This is a genomic window from Vibrio sp., assembly GCF_048266485.1.
GTDB lineage: Bacteria > Pseudomonadota > Gammaproteobacteria > Enterobacterales > Vibrionaceae > Vibrio.
Window position 1 is genome coordinate 1 of the sequence record NZ_JBLWZK010000016.1, and the last position, 20,983, is coordinate 20,983.

21 protein-coding genes and 2 pseudogenes are annotated in these 20,983 nt (G+C 41.5%); 9 read left to right on the top strand and 14 right to left on the bottom strand.

Going from position 1 to position 20,983, the window contains the following annotated elements; translation table 11 throughout:
- Both ACN0T8_RS14300 and avtA read right to left on the bottom strand, forming a co-directional pair.
- The coding region (locus ACN0T8_RS14300) for a carbohydrate-binding protein (RefSeq protein WP_417881301.1) at positions 1-472 on the bottom strand (472 nt) is incomplete at its 3' end.
- Between the two features lie 213 nt (positions 473-685).
- Positions 686-922 (bottom strand): annotated as a pseudogene (gene avtA, locus ACN0T8_RS14305) (valine--pyruvate transaminase); the annotation flags it as partial.
- A 94-nt stretch (positions 923-1,016) separates the two neighbouring features.
- Between avtA and ACN0T8_RS14310 the strand changes: the two are divergent.
- The gene (locus tag ACN0T8_RS14310) at positions 1,017-1,763 is read left to right on the top strand and encodes an SDR family NAD(P)-dependent oxidoreductase (RefSeq protein WP_417881302.1); all 747 of its coding nucleotides are present in this window, start codon (positions 1,017-1,019) and stop codon (positions 1,761-1,763) included.
- Positions 1,764-1,806: 43 nt separating this feature from the next.
- Here ACN0T8_RS14310 and ACN0T8_RS14315 read toward each other — a convergent pair whose 3' ends face one another.
- The 8 genes from ACN0T8_RS14315 to glyQ form a co-directional block, all read right to left on the bottom strand.
- Entirely contained in the window at positions 1,807-3,207 is a 1,401-nt protein-coding gene (locus ACN0T8_RS14315; protein ID WP_417881303.1) for a phosphatase PAP2/dual specificity phosphatase family protein, read from the bottom strand.
- 59 nt (positions 3,208-3,266) lie between these two features.
- Positions 3,267-5,057, bottom strand: coding sequence for a bifunctional alpha/beta hydrolase/class I SAM-dependent methyltransferase (locus tag ACN0T8_RS14320; protein ID WP_417881304.1), 1,791 nt, complete (start codon positions 5,055-5,057; stop codon positions 3,267-3,269).
- 65 nt (positions 5,058-5,122) lie between these two features.
- Complete coding sequence (locus tag ACN0T8_RS14325) at positions 5,123-5,752, bottom strand: CDP-alcohol phosphatidyltransferase family protein (RefSeq protein ID WP_417881305.1); 630 nt, start codon at positions 5,750-5,752, stop codon at positions 5,123-5,125.
- A 113-nt stretch (positions 5,753-5,865) separates the two neighbouring features.
- On the bottom strand, positions 5,866-6,534 hold the full coding sequence (locus ACN0T8_RS14330; protein ID WP_417881306.1) for a lysophospholipid acyltransferase family protein: 669 nt from the start codon (positions 6,532-6,534) through the stop codon (positions 5,866-5,868).
- Positions 6,535-6,589: 55 nt separating this feature from the next.
- Entirely contained in the window at positions 6,590-7,522 is a 933-nt protein-coding gene (locus tag ACN0T8_RS14335) for a phosphatidate cytidylyltransferase (protein WP_417881307.1), read from the bottom strand.
- Between the two features lie 26 nt (positions 7,523-7,548).
- On the bottom strand, positions 7,549-8,796 hold the full coding sequence (locus ACN0T8_RS14340) for a valine--pyruvate transaminase (RefSeq protein ID WP_417881308.1): 1,248 nt from the start codon (positions 8,794-8,796) through the stop codon (positions 7,549-7,551).
- A gap of 207 nt (positions 8,797-9,003) precedes the next feature.
- Positions 9,004-11,070, bottom strand: coding sequence for a glycine--tRNA ligase subunit beta (gene glyS, locus ACN0T8_RS14345; protein WP_417881309.1), 2,067 nt, complete (start codon positions 11,068-11,070; stop codon positions 9,004-9,006).
- A gap of 2 nt (positions 11,071-11,072) precedes the next feature.
- On the bottom strand, positions 11,073-12,026 hold the full coding sequence (gene glyQ, locus ACN0T8_RS14350; RefSeq protein WP_086959066.1) for a glycine--tRNA ligase subunit alpha: 954 nt from the start codon (positions 12,024-12,026) through the stop codon (positions 11,073-11,075).
- A gap of 192 nt (positions 12,027-12,218) precedes the next feature.
- Here glyQ and ACN0T8_RS14355 point away from each other — a divergent pair, with 192 nt between their 5' ends.
- Both ACN0T8_RS14355 and ACN0T8_RS14360 read left to right on the top strand, forming a co-directional pair.
- Positions 12,219-12,767: a manganese efflux pump MntP family protein gene (locus tag ACN0T8_RS14355; RefSeq protein WP_417881310.1), complete on the top strand. Its 549-nt coding sequence runs from the start codon at positions 12,219-12,221 to the stop codon at positions 12,765-12,767.
- A 74-nt stretch (positions 12,768-12,841) separates the two neighbouring features.
- Complete coding sequence (locus ACN0T8_RS14360) at positions 12,842-13,078, top strand: hypothetical protein (RefSeq protein WP_417881311.1); 237 nt, start codon at positions 12,842-12,844, stop codon at positions 13,076-13,078.
- Between the two features lie 50 nt (positions 13,079-13,128).
- Here ACN0T8_RS14360 and tusA read toward each other — a convergent pair whose 3' ends face one another.
- Together tusA and cyaY are read right to left on the bottom strand one after the other, a co-directional pair.
- Positions 13,129-13,377: a sulfurtransferase TusA gene (tusA, locus tag ACN0T8_RS14365; protein WP_417881312.1), complete on the bottom strand. Its 249-nt coding sequence runs from the start codon at positions 13,375-13,377 to the stop codon at positions 13,129-13,131.
- Positions 13,378-13,663: 286 nt separating this feature from the next.
- On the bottom strand, positions 13,664-13,978 hold the full coding sequence (gene cyaY / locus ACN0T8_RS14370) for an iron donor protein CyaY (protein ID WP_417881313.1): 315 nt from the start codon (positions 13,976-13,978) through the stop codon (positions 13,664-13,666).
- A gap of 95 nt (positions 13,979-14,073) precedes the next feature.
- Between cyaY and lptM the strand changes: the two are divergent.
- The 6 genes and pseudogenes from lptM to yigB all read left to right on the top strand — a co-directional run.
- Positions 14,074-14,163 (top strand): annotated as a pseudogene (gene lptM / locus ACN0T8_RS14375) (LPS translocon maturation chaperone LptM); the annotation flags it as partial.
- Between the two features lie 152 nt (positions 14,164-14,315).
- Complete coding sequence (lysA, locus tag ACN0T8_RS14380) at positions 14,316-15,569, top strand: diaminopimelate decarboxylase (RefSeq protein WP_417881314.1); 1,254 nt, start codon at positions 14,316-14,318, stop codon at positions 15,567-15,569.
- A gap of 61 nt (positions 15,570-15,630) precedes the next feature.
- Entirely contained in the window at positions 15,631-16,461 is an 831-nt protein-coding gene (dapF, locus tag ACN0T8_RS14385; RefSeq protein ID WP_417881315.1) for a diaminopimelate epimerase, read from the top strand.
- Between the two features lie 168 nt (positions 16,462-16,629).
- The gene (locus ACN0T8_RS14390; RefSeq protein ID WP_417881316.1) at positions 16,630-17,349 is read left to right on the top strand and encodes a DUF484 family protein; all 720 of its coding nucleotides are present in this window, start codon (positions 16,630-16,632) and stop codon (positions 17,347-17,349) included.
- Positions 17,339-18,280: a tyrosine recombinase XerC gene (xerC, locus tag ACN0T8_RS14395; protein ID WP_417881317.1), complete on the top strand. Its 942-nt coding sequence runs from the start codon at positions 17,339-17,341 to the stop codon at positions 18,278-18,280. The genes ACN0T8_RS14390 and xerC overlap by 11 nt, the downstream gene beginning before the upstream one ends.
- A gap of 37 nt (positions 18,281-18,317) precedes the next feature.
- Entirely contained in the window at positions 18,318-19,040 is a 723-nt protein-coding gene (gene yigB, locus ACN0T8_RS14400; RefSeq protein WP_417881318.1) for a 5-amino-6-(5-phospho-D-ribitylamino)uracil phosphatase YigB, read from the top strand.
- Between the two features lie 164 nt (positions 19,041-19,204).
- Here yigB and ACN0T8_RS14405 read toward each other — a convergent pair whose 3' ends face one another.
- Together ACN0T8_RS14405 and ACN0T8_RS14410 are read right to left on the bottom strand one after the other, a co-directional pair.
- Positions 19,205-19,819 (bottom strand): tRNA-uridine aminocarboxypropyltransferase, encoded by a 615-nt coding sequence (locus ACN0T8_RS14405; RefSeq protein WP_417881319.1) that lies wholly within the window; start codon positions 19,817-19,819, stop codon positions 19,205-19,207.
- Positions 19,820-19,910: 91 nt separating this feature from the next.
- A complete protein-coding gene (locus ACN0T8_RS14410) occupies positions 19,911-20,951 on the bottom strand; it encodes a hypothetical protein (RefSeq protein ID WP_417881320.1) in 1,041 nt (346 codons plus the stop codon).
- Between the last annotated feature and the right edge of the window lie 32 nt (positions 20,952-20,983).

Sequence of the window (20,983 nt, forward strand, 5' to 3'; positions counted from 1 at the left end):
TATAAGTTTCTTCAATCTTGGCTTCATAAATATCATCAAGTCCATTATTGTTACTGTCGATACCTAAAATAGCCTCTTTGCTTTCAGGATCTAAGGGGTTGTCTGGCTCTGTGGGTAAGGTAGGTTTATCGGCGCCGATTAAAATTAACCAAGCATCGCTACTCTCAGGGCTTTCTCCGCTACTCCAGTACTTGGCTAAATAGAATTTATCCTGATAAGCAACAACATCACCACCATGATAAGTATTTGATGAATCCCAATTTGGGTTGTTATTGGGGAAGGTGACCCATCCATCCCAGTTGTTTTTATTATTGACTGGTGGTGTATTTTTACTCCAATGTGTAGAAACATAAATGACACCATCTTTAGTGACCATATCTCCTGCGGTATAGGTGAGATTTTGGTCCCAAGCTTCATAGGAATGGCTTAGAGATGAGTATAAAAATAAGCTAGATAGCCATAGTTTTTTCATTGCTTTTCCTTTGATAGGTATAAAAGAAAAACAAAGCTACTTAATTTTTTTGTTGATGTTGAATAGTTTCTTAACGGGGAAGAAAGAGAAGGTTTTATTTTAGAAAAGCTAGAAACTTTTAATGAATGGACATCAATAAGTTCTTATTTTTGAGAGGAAAACACCAATATACGACGGGTTATATTGGTGTTTTATTAGGACTTGTTGGGCTGTTTAACCTTGATAAGCCTTATTCACTTCTTCAGCAATAATCTCAATGCCTCGCTGCATATCTTGCTCGCTTTGTACGTAGTTCATACGTAAACATTGGTGGGCATGGTCCCATTCATCATCTTGACCAAAGAAGAAATACTCTCCTGGAACAATCAATACACCACGGGCTTTTAAGCGTTGGTAGAGTTCCATAGTAGTGATCGGTAGTTCATCAAACCACAGCCATAAGAAAATTGCTAACCTAATCAGTGACGAAAGGAAGAGAAGGGTGCCAATTGGGCACCCTTTTTGTTATAACGAAGTATATAAGAAAGATTAATCGATAAATGACATGGAACCCAAGATGCAAGTGGTGATTATTGGTGGGACCAGTGGTATTGGTTTGGCGTTAGCGCGTCATTATTTAAATCAAGGGCATCAAGTTGAGGTGACGGGGCGTGATATAGAGAAAATTCCTGAATCACTCTATTGCGCTAATCTTTCATTTAGTCAATTTGATGTCTGTTCAAAAAATGAAATTCAGTGCTACTTTGAGTCACGAAAAAATCAACCAATAGACATCTTTATTTATTGTGCTGGAAAATATTTCACTCAAGCTCGTTATGATTTAACTGAATATGAAATACAACAGGTGACAGGAGTAAACGGTTCAGGTTTTCTGCATTGCTTTAAATTGGCCGCTGCTAAAATGCAAGCTCAAAATAAACCAGCTTATTTAGTGGCGATTTCTTCAGTGGCAGGCGTGATTAGATCATCAAACCCAACCTTATATGCCCAACTTAAAGCTCAGATGATTTCTGTGGCGGAGCAATATCGAAATAAGCTTAGTCAGAATAATATTTCGGTTACAGTGATTGCGCCTCATTATATGAACACACAAAAATTAAGAGATCTGAAAGGAGGTGAGAATCCTAAAAAAGCGTTTTTGATGGAAGAATCCACCGCCGTAGCGCATATTGTCAAAGCGATTGAAGCTAAAGAAGCACTTGCAATATTTCCTTGGCAAATCAAATGGATGGTAAAAGGCTTGAATCTACTGCCACTCGAGTTGGTTCGTTGGATACTGAATAAACGATAAATGACAAACGACAGCTTTTAGGAGGCCGACCTTTAACTTAAGCTCAGTGAGAAATTTCAGATAAATCGATCATTTGATCTAATGCTTTTAAATGAAAATCATGGATCACACAATGTGGACGTGCTTTCTTCATTATCTCTAAAGCTTGTTGTGCATTTTCTGCTAATCCTTTGACTAACAACCACGCCATTACCGCAGTACAGCTTCGTGAATAACCTAAAGCACAAAATACTAATACTTTTCCTTTGGCATCCGTTTGCTTCATTAATCTGTCTAATGCTTGTGCTGCTTGCCAACATTGTTGCGGTGTTACGGGGATTAAATCCAATCTCGCTTGTTGTTCATATTGGATGCCTGGAGCAATTGAAATCGGTGATTCTGCGCACATATCTAACACGCCTGCATATTGTAAAATCTCGGTTTGATCTGGCTTTCTTCCGACCCAAATCCCTTTAACCACTTCATTTGCAGGATCCGATTGACCTGAATAAAAACGAGTGATTAATCTAAGGACAAGAAAATAAGGCGCGTATAGCCAAATCGAAGCAAGGCAAAAGTGTCCATTATCTTGTTTTTGAAAGCCAAGAGTTCCTAGAACCGCATAATTTAAAGCAACCAAGAAGAAGCAAGTACTTGGCCAAATTAAAGTTAAGCACATGCCTGAAAAATAGATCGCTAAACTCAATAGCGATAAACTGACAGAGAAGTAACGAAAGGCAATCTGAGCACGTTTTTTTTGATGTAAAAGGGAAGCGTCTGCTAGCGTATCTTTTACTAGGTAGCGCCAACGTAAATTAGATAACGGGCTTTTTAAGTGTGTCGGCCAACACCAAAGAATGAAGACTCCAGCCAATATGCCTAAAGGAAGATCTAAAAAGTGATGTTGCCAAGTGGTCAACACAGATAAAGCGATCAGTGCAAACCAAATAATAAACACTAGGCGTACGGTTTTCATTAATGGCGACGAAAAACGGTTTAAATATTGGAAATAACAACGATTTAAGATGATAGCCAAGACCACGTGCAAAGAGGGCGCTTGGTTGAATGGTTGATCAAACAGCATCAATAATCGGAATAATTCACCAAATAATCCTTCCACAATCGGGCGCTCAACGCTAAATGTCAGAGGGAACAGGACGAATAACACACAACAAATAATTTGAGCAGACAACAAACGTAAGCCTAGAGTATTAAGCTCTTTGCGAGTGTTTGGCAGAAAAAAAGCGGTCGCATACAACAAATCAATTGACCAATACGGCACAATTGTCCACGGAATTAACGGGATGTATTGTTCCCAATCAAAACGAATATTGGCGACATAAGGCAAACTAGCTGCGTAGTTATTTGTTGCTTGGTAGGACAGACTAAAAAGCACGCCTAAGGCACAAAGCCAAAGAAGGCGGAGTTTCCATAATGACGTTGATGTTTTTTCTTGAACAGTCATAGTACTTTTAGTATGTCCTATTTGAGCGTGTCTATCTGTCATGCTCGATTTGAATATGATTAATTGATTTTTTTAGCAATAGAAACACTAAAAATACCCATTTCATCAATGCGTTGTTCAATTTTCTCAAAGCCTGCCTTAGCTACCAATTGATCCATTTCGGCTTGGCTACGACGACGCATTACCCAAGCTTGACCTTCTCGGTGGCTGGTTAAAGCTCGAGCGATTAATTCCAGTTGTGGGTGCCAAGGTTGACAGGTGTAAACTAAATAACCGTCTTTTTCCATACCTTGTGATAACCCTATCAATGAATTTTGTACCATCTCATTATCGGAAAACAGCTCATACAAACCTGATACAACCGCTAAATTTGGTTTAGGTTCAAGCTGTGCTAAATCGGCTTGATCAAAGGCATCGCCTCGAACAAATTGAGCAATACCTTGCATGCCTTTTTGTTGAATTAATGCGTTACCTTGTTCAACATTCAGCTCGCTATAATCTCGTAATAATACAGATGTAGGTTTAATATCTGATTGCTCTATGGTTGATAAAATATAACGTCCATGACCAGCCGCAATATCTACAACTCGAATTTCTTCATTGCGTTGTTCGAGCTTTTTCATTGCTAAAGTTAATATTTCTTCTAAGTGAACTTTACGCTGGCGGATACCTACCCAACCGACAGAATTTAAATACTGTTTATCGACAAATTTACCTAGAGCATTTGTTCCTCGGGGTTTATTTTGATAGACGTAATCTAACGTGCTTCCTGAGTCAAAACCGGTATCAAAGCCTAATTTGATACCCATTGAGAATTTGCTCATGTAGGATAAGATTTTACGATAGCCTAACCAAAAAAGTTTATGAGGTGATTTTTTAGGTAACGGTGTTGATAGAGATTCTGATTCAGAACAGAAATAACCAAATTTATCGGCATTAAGTAAGTTTTTAGGAGTGATAGGAGAGGCAAAGCATTGTTTAATAAAGCGATTTATACGAGTTAGTGCTTGTGCGCGGTCTTTCTCACCTAAGGTATCGTGATGAAAACCAGGAAGAATGTGCATTTCTTTATCGCTTGAGCCTAAACACTTAAAAAAAGTTGTTTGAGGTTTTGTGCGTACCACCCAATCACTGCCTGAAATTAATACTTGTGTCGGCACTGTAATTGCTTGAGCATCCGCCACAATTCGTTTTGAAGCATCGTGCAGACTTAATAGCATATTCACCGATATCGCACGGGCGATAAGCGGATCATTTTCAAAAGAATCAATGCGCTCCTGATCATGAGTCAATAGCTTGGCTTTAACGTAACTATTGACGTAAAAATCGCCTTTAATCGCTTTTAATAAACGTAAGCCAGCAATCGCAAAAGGAACATAAAGCTTGATGCTAAAGGCTGGGGATGCGAGTACTAAACCACGAATGTTCGGTGCGTAATCGTGAACCCAAGTGCTGGCAATTACTGCGCCAACACTTTGACCTAAAATAATTGTCTGGCTCAGTTCAATTTTGTGCTCTGCAATAAGGTGGTTTACAAAGGTTTGCACATCTTGAACGCTCGTGCCAAAACTTGGACTATAACCACGTTCACCTGGTGATAAACCATGCCCTCGGGCATCCCAAGCAAAAAACTCAAACTCATCTAGCTCTAATTCATCTACCAAATGTACCATTCGTTGACTGTGTTCGTGACCACGGTGAAACATGATGATAGTTTTTTTTTCTTTCGTTGGCTTTTTCGCAGACCAATGATGATAAATTAATTCAACATCATCATGGGTGTTAAAGCTTAGTTTTTGCATTGTTATTTGTGGCTCATCGATTCGCGTGTCTGTAATGGTCTCAGTCATGGTTACCTTAAGGAGATTTTAATAAATTAATGTCATCAACCTGATATTAGAGAGCGTTTTTATGATTATCTTAGTTTGATATCTTTTTTTCTTGCTTGCTCAAGTCCACAGCGAATACGGTTAAGGACGGTAAATATAGTCAAACATAAGATAGTAATTAAGGCGATATTAATCCAATCAATGATGATCCAACCCCATGCCCAAAGAAAAGCAAGTAATCCAAATATAAAAGCACGGTCACTTTTTCCCATTGGACCATCATAACGACGTTCCGCTCCTACCATTAATCCTAGTACACCGGAAAATTCAGTTAATGTCGCAATAAAAATAATGGAAAAAATTAAATAAGGATTAACACCTACTAAAAAAGCAAAAGGTAAGAATAAAGCAGCATCGGCAATAACATCACTTAATTCATTGAGATAAGCTCCAAAATGCGACTGTTGTTTAAATTCTCGGGCTAACATGCCATCAATTGCGTTCAGTGCCATACGAATAAACATCCATATTGGAAGAATTAAAAAAAGTAGTGGGTGTGAATGAGCAAAACATAAGCCAATTCCAATTATTATTGAAATGAGCATTGCAAAGGTAGTGACTTGGTTGGCAGTAATGTTTTTGCGGTATAATTCCTTCGTCAATGGGCGTAAAAGATCTTGAAAGCGAGATTTGAGTTGATAAATAGATACCGACATTGTGAGATTAGTCCATTATTGATAAGTATTGGGCTCAGGAATATTGAATAATATCATTATCACCAATAATTTGGTTAATTATTGTGCTGATATTATAAGGGGGGAGAATTAAGTTATTCATGCATTTTATTTACAATGCAATATTCTGATAGCTCATCATAGGCTTTTTGCATGGTATTAACGAAGTCATTACTGTCTCTAAATTGTTCGATTTTTTCGCCTAACACAACATCACAGTTGAAAGGAACAAACATAGCAGTACCTTTCGGTAGTGAGCACCCTAAACCACGCATAATTACAGGGACAATAGAGCAGGGATTGTTTTTATTGATATGATTACTTTCTTCTATTAAGTGATAAATCCCTTTTTTTAACCCACTCATCACTTCTGGCTCTCCACGACTGCCTTCAGGGAAAATAATTAAAATATCTTCATTTTTTAATGCCTTATGACATTCATCAAAAATAGTTGCTTTGGTTTCTTTCGTTGCAGCCCGTTGGATTGGAATAATGCCAAGTATATTTGAGGACAACCAAGCCGATAATTTATTTTTAAAAAAGTAGTCAGCTGCTGCAACAGGACGAACTTTATGAACGTGTGTGATAGGAAATAGAGCTAATAAAACCAAGGTATCAAGATGACTGTTATGGTTAGCCGCAACAATTACCGGGCCTTTTAAAGGCAGGTTTTGACGGTTGATGATATTTAGTCCTAAGCCAATGAATACCAATGGTTTAACGATGAATAGTACAAATATAATTTTTAGCCAGATCATCAGCATCCTATTGGTTCGGTTGAATATTTTAAGGTTAATATTTGAGTTTTATGCTTTTCTTTTAGTAATAAAGATAATAGATATAATGAAAAAATAGAGGTGCGGTGAAGATCAAACTATCGACCCTATCTAAAATTCCACCGTGTCCTGGGATAAACTGACTTGTGTCTTTTATCTGTAAATCACGTTTTACCGATGAAATAACCAAGTCACCAATAAAACCACTGAAACCAATAATGATACCTGCAATCGCCCCTTGAACTGATGTTAATGGAGTCAAATAAGGCGCTGCAAAATAACAAAGAATGATGATTGTTCCCACACCACCAATAAAGCCTTGCCATGTTTTATTCGGGCTGACTTTAGGAACGATCTTATGCTTACCAAAACTCTTACCCCAAACATATTGGCTGATATCATTTAACTGAGTAAATACCAATAAAAATAACAGTATTCCAACAGGTCCTGCGTCTGGGTTTTTGTTTGGAAGAACCAATAAGTAAGACATGTGACTAATACAAAATACGGTTAACATTAATGCCCAGTGTATGATTCCTGCAGAACGAATAAAGCCTTTGGTTTCACCGATTAAAACTGCCACCATAGGCAAATACAAGAACATATATACAGGAATGAAAATAATGAACATTCCATACCAACCTATATATAACCAATAATATTGCAATGGAATAGAAAGGTATGCCCAAAAAATGACACGACGGTCAGCCATGCGAGTTGGGACAATAGATAAAAATTCTTTTAAGGCGAGAAAGCTTAAAAAACCAGCGAAGGCTATGGTGTACGCTAAGGGTAAATAAAGTACGATAAAAACAATACCAATCATCCACCACCAAGATCGTATTCTAAGTTTCAACTCTTGGTAATCTTTAGTTGGATTTTGACGTGAAATAAAAAGATAAATAAGAGTTCCGATGACTAAAGTGATAATAATGATAGCCATCATATAAAGGGAGTTAGTGGGGATTTTGTTCATGGTTAGGCCTATATATTGTTATTAGTTTAGTTTTGATATGCCTTATTCACTTCTTCAGCAATAATATTAATACCACGCTGCATATCTTGCTCGCTTTGTACGTAGTTCATACGTAAACATTGATGAGCATGGTCCCATTCATCATCTTGACCGAAGAAGAAGTATTCTCCTGGAACAATCAATACGCCACGGGCTTTTAAACGTTGGTAAAGCTCCATTGTGGTGATCGGAAGCTCATCAAACCACAACCATAAGAAGATAGCGCCTTCTGGTTTATGGATTTTAAAGCGAGGGTCGGGAATCGCGCTTTGTAATAGCTCGACTGCATGTTGGGCTTTGTGTTGGTAGTAAGGCTTAATCACATTTTCGCTTAATGGCAGTAAATTCCCTTGTTTGATCATGTGAGTAGCAATCGCAGGGCCAATACTGCAAGGGGCTAAATTAATGATGCCATTGATGTTGGTCATTGCTTGGGTCATGGCTTCGCTGGCAATCACAATTCCACAACGCACACCGGGTAAGCCCAGTTTGGATAGGCTCATACATAAGATGGTGTTGTCATTCCAAAAGGGCGTGACGTCTTCAAAAATAATATTAGGAAAAGGCGTGCCGTAAGCGTTATCTATGATCAGCGGAATATTGTTATCACGGGCTAATTTATCCAGCTTGCGGATTTCTTCATCGGTGAGCACATTACCAGTTGGGTTGGTTGGACGAGAGGCACAAATCGCTGCAACCGAGTCATCAACTTGAACTTGTTCAAAATCGACATGGTATTTAAACATGCGATTATCCAGTAACTCGATTTCAGGGTGGTAAGAAACAAAAATATCGTCATCAATTCCCGCATCACTATAGCCAATATATTCAGGTGCTAAAGGCAGTAGGATTTTTTTATGACTATCATCAGCTTGTTTGCCAGCGAACAGGTTAAACAATGAGAAAAAAGCGCTTTGACTGCCATTGGTGAGGCTGATGTTTTTCGGGCTGATATCCCAACCATAAGTTTGTTTTAACAAATCGGCGAGGGCTTGAATAAACACATTCTTGCCTTGTGGGCCATCATAGTTGGTCATGGCAGCAATCATTTCACCGTTATTGATCATCTCAGTGCTGGCTTGTTTAAAATACTCGAGCATTTCTGGAATGGCGGCTGGGTTGCCTCCACCGAGCATGATGGCACCAGGAGTGCGGAGGCCATCATTGAGATCATCCATTAATTGGGTAATGCCTGAGTAGCGATTAAACTTGTCACCAAACCGAGAAAACTGCATATCCTTTACATCCAACGTTGTAGTTATTGATTGAATGATGAACATACCTGATTGTGGTATTGATAGAAAGGGGTAAGCATAGAGACGAGTAACAAAAAAGCCCAAGCTACATTGAGTATAGCTTGGGCTTAATCTTAATACTTTTATCAGTTAACAAAGTGATGTTCTGTTACCGATTAATGCTAATGCTTATTTTTGCAATAACGTCTATTTTTGCAGTAAAGAGATGTCAGCGATCTGCAAGAACAAGTTACGCAGGTTGTTCAGCATAGTCAGACGGTTTTTCTTCAGTGCTTCATCGTCTGCCATCACCATCACGTTATCGAAGAAAGCATCAACTGGCTCACGAAGGTCTGCCAATTTGCTGAGTGCTTGTTGGTAGTCACCTGTAGCAAAAGCTGGCTCTAACGCTTCGGTCATCACTTCCACATTTTCTGCTAATGCTTTTTCAGCGTCTTCTTGCAGAAGTGCTAAATCGATGTCTGCGCTTAGCTCACCATCGAATTTCGCTAGGATATTACCGACACGCTTGTTGGCGGCTGCAAGTGCTTCTGCGGCATCTAGACCACGGAAGTGAGATACCGCTTTCACACGTTGGTCGAAATCAAGAGGTTTAGTCGGGCGACGAGCCAGTACCGCTTGAATGATATCAACGCTAAAGCCTTCATCTTGATACCAAGAGCGGAAACGGCCTAGCATGAAGTCTAATACGTCAGATTCAACATTGGCGTTAGTCAGTTTGTCACCTAGCAATTCTTTCGCTTTTGCGATCAGAACCGTTAGGTCTAGCTGGTAACCTTTTTCTACGATGATGCGCAAAATACCTAAAGAAGCGCGACGTAGCGCAAATGGGTCGGAACCTTTTGGTGCTTGGCCAATACCGAAGATGCCAACCAGTGTATCGAGTTTATCCGCCATAGCTACTGACGCTGCCACACCTGAGCTTGGTAAGTCATCACCCGCAAAGCGAGGCATGTATTGCTCGTTAAGAGCTACAGCGACTTCTTCGGCTTCACCGTCGTGACGTGCGTAGTGCATGCCCATCACACCTTGAGTGTCGGTGAATTCAAATACCATAGAGGTCATCAAGTCACATTTGGCTAATAGGCCAGCGCGTTTTGATTTTTCAACGTCAGCACCGATTTGCTCAGCAATAAAGCCAGCCAATTCAGTGATACGGTCGGTCTTGTCTTTGATAGTCCCTAGTTGCTTTTGGAAGATCGCTGTTTCCAATTCAGGAAGGTGCGATTCTAACGTGCGCTTACGGTCAGTATTAAAGAAGAACTCGGCATCCGCTAGACGAGGACGCACCACTTTCTCATTCCCTTCGATCACTTGACGAGGGTCTTTTGATTCGATGTTCGATACGAAGATGAAGTTAGGTAATAGCTTCTTGTTTGAATCATAAACAGGGAAATACTTCTGGTCGCCTTTCATGGTGTAAACCAAGGCTTCAGAAGGCACTTTCAAGAATTCTTCTTCAAACTTAGCGGTTAATACTACTGGCCATTCAACCAAAGACGTCACTTCTTCTACTAGGTCATCTTCTAGATCTGCCGTACCACCAACCGCCGCTGCCGCTTTTTGTGAATCACGTAAAATAATTGCTTTACGTTCTTCGTAATCGGCCATTACTTTGCCTTTTTCAGCCAGTAACGTTGGGTATTGGTCGGCGTTATCGATAGTAAACTCACGCTCACCCATAAAGCGGTGACCACGAATAATGCGATCAGAAGCCACACCTAGGATTTCACCTTGGATAAGTTCTTCACCAAATAAGATGGTTAGGGTTTTTACTGGGCGGATAAATTGAGTTTCTTTATCACCCCAACGCATTGGTTTTGCAATCGGTAGGTTCGCTAATGCTTTCGCTGCCATGTCGACCACTAGATCTTTAACCGCTTGGCCTTTGACTTCTTGTTTATAAAGTAGCCATTCACCTTTATCGGTTTTTAAACGGTCTGCTTGTTCAACGGTAATGCCATTACCACGCGCCCAACCTTGAGCTGCTTTAGTTGGATTACCATCGGCATCAAACGCTTGAGCGATCGCAGGACCACGTTTTTCAACGATTTTGTCTTGTTGGCTTTCAGCCAGTTCGCTGACTTTTAAAGCCAAACGACGAGGCGCTGCGTACCATTTTACGCCTTGGTGCTCGAGATCAGCGGCTTTTAATTCCGCTTCAAAATTGCTAGCAAATGCTTCAGCTAAAGTGCGAAGTTGCGTTGGTGGTAGCTCTTCCGTACCCAGTTCAATTAGGAAATTCTTCGCCATGATTACTTCTCCTCGCCTTTGCTTTTCACATCATTGCTTTTGCACCCATCTTTTGGTCGACACATAGGGAAGCCAAGCGCCTCACGAGAAGCGTAATAAGCTTCTGCAACCGCTTTGGTTAAGTTACGAATGCGTAAGATGTAGCGTTGACGCTCTGTTACCGAAATGGCTTTACGTGCATCAAGCAAGTTGAACGCGTGACCAGCTTTAAGAATGCGCTCGTAAGCAGGAAGCGGTAGAGGCTTTTCAAGCTCAAGTAAGTGCAGACATTCTTTTTCACATTGGTCAAAGAAGCTAAATAGGAAATCCACATCAGCGTGTTCGAAGTTGTAGGTTGATTGCTCTACTTCATTTTGGTGGAAGATATCACCGTAAGTCACTTTACCGAGTGGGCCATCGGTCCAAACTAAGTCGTATACGGAATCCACACCTTGAATGTACATAGCAAGACGTTCGATACCGTAAGTGATTTCACCAGTAACCGGTTTACACTCTAGGCCACCGACTTGTTGGAAGTAGGTAAACTGAGTCACTTCCATACCGTTTAGCCATACTTCCCAGCCTAAGCCCCATGCGCCTAGTGTTGGGTTTTCCCAGTTATCTTCCACGAAACGGATATCGTGAATAAGTGGGTCAATGCCAAGCACTTCTAATGAGCCTAGGTACAATTCTTGAATGTTGTCAGGAGAAGGCTTGATGATGACTTGGAATTGGTAATAGTGTTGCAGACGGTTCGGGTTTTCACCGTAACGGCCATCGGTTGGACGGCGTGATGGTTGTACGTAAGCGGTAGCAATTGGCTCTGGACCAATCGCGCGAAGGCAGGTCATCGGGTGAGAGGTGCCTGCGCCTACTTCCATATCTAAAGGTTGAACAATGGTACAGCCGACTTGGGCCCAATAATCCTGCAGCGCGAGGATCATCCCTTGAAAGGTTTTGACGTCATATTTTTGCATAACTTTATTTGCCTACTCAGTTCGCGCGATTTGAATTGAAAAAATAGTTCCTCAGTATAGCGAGTTCATGAATCACCCTCAATCTACTATTGCAGTAAAGGCTTTATTGATTGAATGAAAAGCGAGGAACTTATATCCTTTTGCGACAAAAAAGCCATTAACGACGAAAAATATAAATGTGAGTAATAGGCAATGTGGGATGTACTGTTTTTAGCGCTAGCATTAAGCATGGATGCGTTCGCGGTTTCGATTGGTTTAGGGGCAAAATTAGTTGGCCAAACTAAGAAACCGACTGCATTAGCCATAAAGGCTGGGGTCTACTTTGGTGTAGCGCAAGCACTGATGCCATTTATCGGATTTTTAGGTGGTCAGGGCGTACTAGGTTGGGTTGAAGGTTATGCGCCTTATATTGCCTTTGTGTTGTTATTGTTTATTGGCGGCAAGATGGTTTATGAGTCGTTTGTCGAAGGCATTGAAGAAGATTTTTGCCAGATCACTCACCGAGTCATGTTAACTCTGGCGATTGCCACTAGTGTTGATGCGATGGCGGCGGGTTTTAGTTTGCCGCTGCTTGATGTCGATCCATTTTTAGCCTGTGCTTTGATTGGTATTGTCACTTTCTTGTTTAGTTTTCTTGGGGTGTTTATTGGCCGTAAAAGCGGTACTTGGTTGGAAAGTAAGGCGGAACTGTTAGGTGGTTTGGTATTGATAGGAATCGCCTTTAAGTTTTTATTGGTTTAGTGATCTTTAATTCATCCATTTGTCATGCTTGTCACTATACTATTTATAAGCCCTATTAATAGTGAGGTGATGCGATGTTGATACGTTACGCAGGTATGACCCCAAAGAGCCAAAGTTATTTATTTACCTTTGGTTTGGCCTTAACTTTAATTGGTATGATGATCACGGATATGTGGCTGCCGATGGTGGCAGGTGCGATTATTTTAGCCGGGCTGGCGGTTGAATCTTGGATCCGAATTCTCTACATCATTCCAATGAAGAAACAGCTCACCGAGCTGACGGTGCGGTTAACTCGGCTTGAGCATAAGTAACCTAAACTAAATATTACAGCGGTCTATTCTTGGTTAAGGATAGGCCGCTTTTAGTTTAATCCTTTTTTAATCACAAACTGGTACGGTAGGTCGTCGGTACTGGCTTGTAATAGCTGGTGGTCCATAAAGCGGCAGAAGCTCGGAATATCACGAGTGGTCGATGGATCATCGGCGGTGATTAATAATATTTCGCCATCTTGCATGGTACGAATCGTCTTTCTTACCATCATCACTGGCTCTGGGCAGCGCAAGCCTAGGGCATCCAATGTTTTACTGGCATTTTTAGGGTTGAATGACATAACCGTTTAACTCTTAGTGTGATATGTGACGAAAAATGAACCGAGATAATACTGATGGAGAAAAAAAAGGCAATCGGGATTTAGTAAAGCGAGTTTTATTTACTAGTGTTAATGGCGTGAGTTCAGTGTATCTATTATTGATGGAATGGACTAACTCTTGCTTCCAATCTGAATTCTACATGTTTAAGTTACTTGGGTATTATAGTTAATTCGCTTATTTGCTGCCGCTATTCGAATATTCACGAATAGCGGTTTTCTTTTTTCTTCAGTCTTTAAACCTTTGGCGTTATGCCCACTCAATGGTTTCGTTGGCATGTTTCTCACATTCAGTTTTTATTAGGCTGAAAAGTTCTGCGCCTGTTTTTGAGCAAATCCACTCACCATCATTATATTTGAAATGGTAGCCACCGGATTTTGATGCTAGCCAAATTTCATGCATTGGTTCTTGGCGGTTAATAATGATTTGGCTACGGTCTTCAAATTCGAGTGTCATCACATTACCTGACACGTCATAATCGATATCTGCGCCAGAATCATCAATCGCTTCTTCAATTTGTGTCATCTGAATATCGACTAATTGGTGGAATTCCGTATCGTTCATTGGTTTCATCCTATTGGTTGAGATAGCTTGGCTATTGCTTTTCTTGTGTGTGGTGCGATTATAGGGGGCATTGAATCATTAATCACGATATCACAATGAAAAAAACAACTTTTAGCTTACTTGCATTAACCGTACTTGGTTTAGCTGGTTGTGGTCAAACTGGGCCACTTTACTTACCGGATGAAGAGCCAACGCCGGTTAATACTGGTGAGGTTTCTATTTCAGGTGCAGATGGCGGAACTGTAACCGTTAAACCTGTAGAAACGGAGCAACCAGAACCCGCGACAGAATCGACTCAGCCTGCAGAGGCTCAAGACGCAGAATAAGGAAGAGAACATTGGATTTTTTTAATTATCAGGATGATGGTCAGCTTTGGGCTGAAGACGTCTCTCTTACGCAATTGGCACAACAACATGGCACACCTCTTTATGTGTATTCTCGTGCCACATTAGAGCGCCATTGGAAAGCATTTGATTCCTCGGTTGCTGATCACCCGCATTTAGTTTGTTATGCCGTGAAAGCCAATTCGAACATTGGTGTGCTTAATGTATTGGCTCGTTTAGGTTCTGGTTTTGATATCGTATCTGGTGGTGAACTTGAGCGAGTGATTGCTGCAGGTGGCGATCCGAAAAAAGTAGTGTTTTCTGGGGTAGGTAAAACCAGCGCTGAAATGAAGCGTGCGTTAGAGCTTGGTATTAAGTGCTTTAATGTGGAATCTGAACCTGAGCTTGAGCGCTTAAATAAAGTCGCCGGTGAGCTGGGTGTGATTGCTCCGATTTCTCTCCGTATTAACCCAGATGTTGATGCACATACTCACCCTTATATTTCGACTGGTTTACGTGATAACAAATTTGGTATTGCGTTTGATCGTGCGCCGCAAGTGTATAAATTTGCGCATAGTTTAGAAAACCTCGATGTACAAGGCATTGATTGTCATATAGGTTCTCAATTAACCGACCTTGCGCCATTTATTGACGCGACTGATCGCTTACTTGCGCTGATTGACCAACTGACAGAGCAAGGCATTAATATTCGTCACCTTGATGTTGGTGGTGGTCTAGGTGTGGTGTATCGTGATGAATTGCCGCCACAACCGTCTGAGTATGCCAAAGCCTTATTATCTCGTTTAGAAAATCACGGTCATTTAGAGCTAGTGTTTGAACCGGGACGTGCCATTGCAGCAAATGCGGGCGTACTACTGACTAAGGTAGAACTACTCAAACCTACCGAGCATAAAAACTTTGCGGTGATTGATGCAGCAATGAATGATTTGATTCGTCCTGCTTTGTACCAAGCTTGGATGGATATTGTGCCGGTAGCGCCTCGTCAAGGCCAGCCTGCTACTTATGATTTAGTTGGCCCAATTTGTGAAACTGGTGACTTCTTAGGTAAAGATCGCGAGTTAGTGCTAAAAGAAGGTGATTTATTGGCAGTTCGCTCTGCTGGTGCTTATGGGTTTGTGATGTCTTCTAACTACAATACCCGCATTCGCGCTGCTGAAGTGATGGTGGATGGCTCTGCTGTTCATCTTGTTCGCCAGAGAGAAGAGTTGAGCAGCTTGTGGGAATTGGAAAATATCCTACCAGAATAATAAAAACAATATGCCCCAGTTTTTGATCTCTGGGGCATTTTATATGAATTAATGAGGCGATATGCATTTCCATTTTTCTAAAATGCACGGTTTGGGTAATGACTTTATGGTGGTCGATTGTATTACTCAAAATATCTTCTTTTCGCCGGATTTGATCCGTCGTTTGGCCGATCGCCATACTGGCGTTGGTTTTGATCAATTGCTGGTGGTAGAAGCGCCCTATGATCCAGAAACTGACTTTCATTACCGTATCTTTAATGCCGATGGCAGTGAAGTAGAACAATGTGGTAACGGCGCACGCTGTTTTGCCCGTTTTGTACGCATGAAAGGGCTCACTAATAAATACAGCATAAATGTCAGTACCAAAAAAGGTCGCATGGTGCTTAAAGTGGAAAGTTTAGATTCAGTGACCGTTAACATGGGTCAGCCAATTTTTGAGCCAAGCAAAATACCGTTTAAAGCAAAACAATCGGAAAAGACCTATATTTTACGTGCAGGTGAACACACATTATTTTGTGGCGCAGTCAGCATGGGTAACCCACATGTGGTGACGATTGTTGAAGATGTTGATATTTTTGATGTCGATAACATCGGCCCGTTAATGGAATCTCATGAGCGTTTTCCTGAGCGAGTGAATGCCGGCTTTATGCAAATCATTGACCGTAAAAACGTTAAGTTACGTGTGTATGAGCGTGGTGCGGGTGAAACTCAAGCTTGCGGTAGCGGTGCCTGTGCTGCGGTTGCAATCGGTATTGATCAAGGTGTGCTTGATCAAGAAGTGACGGTACAGTTGCCAGGCGGAAAATTACGTATATTTTGGCAAGGTCAGGGTAAGCCGCTATACATGACAGGCCCTGTGGCACATGTATATGACGGCCAAATTAGCTGCTAAATATACCCATCGTACTTGAATCTGCAGCTTTGTTGACGGCGTTCATTCTCCTCAATCACATAGGCGAGCTATGCTCATGAGGCCTCATTCACTTGTCGCCTCACTGCAACTCCAATTACTTTGGCTATAGAATATAGTTAACAACACATTTCAAACATAGAGTGAGTGATGCAAGCGGATCATTTGACTGCCGAAACGGTAGCAGAATATTTAAAAGACAATCCTGATTTCTTTTTACATCGTCCTGAGCTGGTGGACCGCTTAGCCATTTCCCATCAGCAGCAAGGGGCGGTTTCTTTGGTTGAAGTGCAAATGCGCCGTCAACGTCAGCGTATCGAAGAGCTTGAAGAAGACATTACGCAAATGATGTCTTTGGCAGCCAAAAACGATCGCACTTTCCATCAATTAATGGAGTTGCAAAAGTCGTTACTGGCTTGTCAAACCATCGAAGCACTTGATCAAGAAATCATGCAATATAGCCGTAAGATAGGCTTGAAATCACACCTTTTATTGGTTGAGCATGTTAATTCAAATTGGCACTTATCTCGCGATACCTACCAGAGATTTGTCACTAATCATTTAAATGGTAAAGATGCTTACCTTGGTCGCTTAAATCGCCAAGACCGTTATGCGTTATTTGGCGGTGATCGTTTTGCTAACAATGAGATGTCCGAATTAGGCTCTTATGTGATTTTGCCTTTAGCAGCGCATAGTAAAAAATTGGGCTTATTGGCTTTTTCTAGTCAAGAAGGCGGTCATTTTCAGCCAGAAATGGACACCTTGTTTTTGCGTCACCTGACCGAGTTAGTTACTTTTATGGTTCAGCTGCTTGATGAACGAATGGAATCGAGCGAGCTAGAAACCTTAAGCTGCGCCAATGAATCCTAATTTTCCAGCTAGTTTAGCGAGATCACTACAACGCTTTTATGATTATTTACATCATGAAAGAGGCTTAAGTGCCCATACTCAAGCTAACTATCAGCGTCAGTTAACCATTATGACTCAACAACTGATTGATATGGGGATTACCGAATGGCAGCAAGTTGACGCCGCGTGGGTAAGACAGTTGACCACTAAAGGAATGCGCGAAGGGTTAAAAGCTAGCAGCATTGGCACGCGCTTATCGTCTTTACGTAGCTTCTTTGATTATCTTATTTCGATCGATGAGTTAACCGCTAACCCAGCCAAAGGGGTAGCGGCGCCGAAGAAAAAACGCCCTTTACCTAAGAACCTTGATATCGATTCGGTTAGTCAGTTGTTGGAAATGAATGACGATGACCTACTTTCGATACGTGATCGTGCCATGATGGAATTGATGTACGGCGCAGGTCTACGTCTAGCCGAATTAGTTAGCATTGATACCAATCATGTACAGCTTAATATTGGTGAAATTCGTGTGATCGGTAAAGGCAATAAAGAGCGTAAAGCGCCGTTTTCTGGCCAAGCTAAGCAATGGTTAGAGCGTTGGTTGCAAGTGCGCTCTAGTCTGGCTAATGAAGACGAGTCAGCATTATTTGTCTCCAAACGTGGCACACGCATTTCACATCGTAATGTGCAAAAACGCATGGAAGAGTGGGGTATTAAGCAAGGGGTCTCTAGTCATATTAGTCCACATAAATTGCGTCACTCATTTGCGACTCACATGTTGGAATCGAGCGGTAATTTAAGAGCGGTGCAAGAATTACTGGGTCATGAAAATATCTCGACTACCCAAATTTACACTAGCTTAGATTTTCAACATTTAGCGAAGGTTTACGATAACGCGCACCCTAGGGCGAAGAAAAATCGCGCGCCATCCAACTCTGAATCGGACGATTAACCTTTTATTCCACACTAAATCAAACTAGGAGCGACCTATGTCATTACGCTTTTATCGCAATATTCCCACCATTAAAGCTATGACGTTTGATTTAGATGATACCCTCTATGATAACCATCCTGTGATTGTCGGCCTTGAACAAAAGACCGCAGACTGGATGCATCAGCATCACCCCATCAGCCAAAACATGAGTCATCAAGAGTGGCGCTTGTTGAAATTCAAACTCGCCGAGCAAACGCCATTTCTACAAAGTGACGTTTCTGAGTGGCGTTTTCAGCAAATTCGTCAGGGATTAATCCATTTGGGTTACGATGATCCAAAAGCTTCTCAAGCGGCTAAATCGGCGATGGATCAAGTGGTGATTTGGCGTCATCAAATTGAAGTCCCCCCCATGACTCACCACGTGATGGTTCAGCTTAAACAGAAAATGCCGCTGATCGCGATCACCAATGGTAACGTCAATCCCGATAAAATTGGTCTTGGTGAGTATTTTGATTTGGTGCTTAACGCCGGCCCAGATGGTTGGGCAAAACCCCATGCTCAAATGTTTGAAACCGCACTAGCGCATCTCGGCTTGCCTGCTGAACATGTTTTACATGTAGGTGATAACCTGATTTCCGATGTCGCAGGAGCCAAATACGTTGGCATGCAAGCCTGTTGGATTAATGATTATCACAAATCACTTAAACATGAAGATTATGGCCGAGTACTGCCGGATGTAGAGATCACCGCACTTGAGGATTTGATTAATTTTACGTAGCTCGTTGCTAGGGCGCTTTGCTTCTCGTGGCTCGGAAAAGGTCGCGAGTAGATTACATAATTTGAAAATCACTCTATGTGTAGACTTCTTTATCTGAAAAGTTAAGTTGCGTTCGAGACACGAGACACGAGACACGAGACACGAGACACGAGACACGAGACACGCTAACCGTAAACCCTATGCTGCCTATCTGCCTCATACACCTTTAAAAACAACTCAAAATACTGTTGTAGTGATGAAAAGTCCTTGTGTGGCTCTCGTTGCTGCAACAGCGATATTCCAACCTCACAAGTACATAGATTTCCCGCTTCTTGATTGCGACGGAGGCGGTAGTTCGACGTTTGTTCACTTGATAGCACTACTTTCGGCAAGCGTTGTAGCCAAGGGCTTTTATTGAGCATTTTCTTGGCTTCTTGCCAGGTGCCATCCAAGATAATAAATAATGGTGAGCTTCGGTTCTCATGGATTTTTATCGAAGCCTGTAACTCACTCACTTCAATCGCATCTTCACTTGGATACAGCAGATAACTTGGTTGTTCAGTAATTTGTTTTACTAGCTCTACTGGTGGATTTACGCGATCCCAAATATGCACTTGGCAATTAGATAAGTTATGGATGAGAAGTTTTCCGGTGTTGGTGGCGCGTTGGGTTTCTTTTGGATGCGTCAGTAGAGCAATCTGCGTAGTGCTATCAAGTATAGGGTGGTGACGGCAAATACATTGATAACGTAGACCACAGCGTGGGCATGCTGTGGTTTGAGTCGTGCTTTGCTGTGACATACTGGCTCTGCTGAATAGGTGGAAACGAGTTTATATCCAAGTAACTTCAAGGTGCTCTGAATTCTGCCTCTTGAAGTCACTTGGGTATAGTTTACATTTTTATCCCTTGTTGCGCTGCACTGATGTTATCGGAGAATAGGGTGACGTTGCCTTTTTTATCACTTACTGGCGCAGTAGAAGCATTAATCGGGTAGCTGACGCCGGTGTATTCCATCGCGTGATTGGATGCTTTGGTGCTGCCGCCACTTACTGGAATGATTAAATCACGCCAACCAAAGTGATGATAATTTGTGACTTGTATAGGCGTGCTTACTTGAGTGATACGGCTGTTAAAACGCCATTCATCATTATGGTTTTCAAACATTAAGAGGGTGCAACCGCCGGAGCCACACCAGTCGGTTAAGATAAATAATTCAGGTTGTTGGTCATTGTTAATATCGTAAGTTAGCCAGCGATAACGGTTGTTTTTTGGATCGGTACGGTTGTATTTAAAGTACTGACGTAAGGTGGCATCGACTTTGGCATCATATTGATTGCTGCCTTTAATGCTTGCGACTGCTAACGCATCAACTGGGCCTTGAGTGCTTTTTGCTCCTGCTTCGACCATCGTGGTTTCAACTTTCATTTTTTGTAGCGTTAAGCCATTCATGCCTAGGTTATATTCACCACCATTAATGATTTCTTTGCGAGCTTTGAGTTGAAAACCATCAACACTAAACACTCGCAGTGCTTTCACTTGGGTGTTTTCATGTTGAGTCATTAACACATGCAGTTTCTGATCTTGTTGTTGCCAATAACCCGTTTCAACTAAGCCTTTATCTCCATTTTGATAATCATAATGAGTAATCGCGGTGTGGTCGGCATTCAGCACTAATCTGGTCGTTAAACCGGCGATAGGCTGGCTTTGATAAGTCCCTACGAATTGTTCGGCTGCCTTGTCTTTGGCTTGTTGTTGGCTAGCTAAAATGAAATCTTGCTCTGAAATGTTGTTGCTGTTCGAGTCCTGAGCCTTGCTGCTGGCCATTTCAATTGGTTCACTTTGTGCCAATAGTTGTGGTTCATCCGGTTGGCTGGAACATGCACTTAGTAACAATAGTGCAGAAAAACTCAATGGGATTGTATAAGCCTTCATGGTATTTTTTATTCCTTAATGATACGTAACCA